Raw genomic sequence first — 676 nt, forward strand, 5'->3', positions numbered from 1 at the left:
GCGTTGTTGGGTAGGGGAGCGTTCTGTAAGCCGTTGAAGGTGGCCTGTGAGGGTTGCTGGAGGTATCAGAAGTGCGAATGCTGACATAAGTAACGATAAAGCGGGTGAAAAGCCCGCTCGCCGGAAGACCAAGGGTTCCTGTCCAACGTTAATCGGGGCAGGGTGAGTCGACCCCTAAGGCGAGGCTGAAAAGCGTAGTCGATGGGAAACAGGTTAATATTCCTGTACTTGGTGTTACTGCGAAGGGGGGACGGAGAAGGCTAGGCTAGCCGGGCGACGGTTGTCCCGGTTTAAGCGTGTAGGGGGTGTGACCTGGTAAATCCGGTTGCATACTAACCCTGAGGCGTGATGACGATGCACTACGGTGCAGAAGTAGTTGATGCCCTGCTTCCAGGAAAATCCTCTAAGCTCCAGGTAACATTAAATCGTACCCCAAACCGACACAGGTGGTCAGGTAGAGAATACCAAGGCGCTTGAGAGAACTCGGGTGAAGGAACTAGGCAAAATGGTGCCGTAACTTCGGGAGAAGGCACGCTGGCATGTAGGTGAAGTCCCTCGCGGATGGAGCTGAAGCCAGTCGAAGATACCAGCTGGCTGCAACTGTTTAATAAAAACACAGCACTGTGCAAACACGAAAGTGGACGTATACGGTGTGACGCCTGCCCGGTGCTGGAAG

Annotated in this window: 1 rRNA gene; it reads left to right on the forward strand. The window is 53.8% G+C overall.

Going from position 1 to position 676, the window contains the following annotated elements:
• Positions 1–676 (forward strand): 23S ribosomal RNA (locus ACJ8HH_RS23855); the annotation flags it as partial.

The organism is Serratia sp. CY32780, from assembly GCF_052169135.1.
Lineage (GTDB): Bacteria > Pseudomonadota > Gammaproteobacteria > Enterobacterales > Enterobacteriaceae > Serratia > Serratia sarumanii.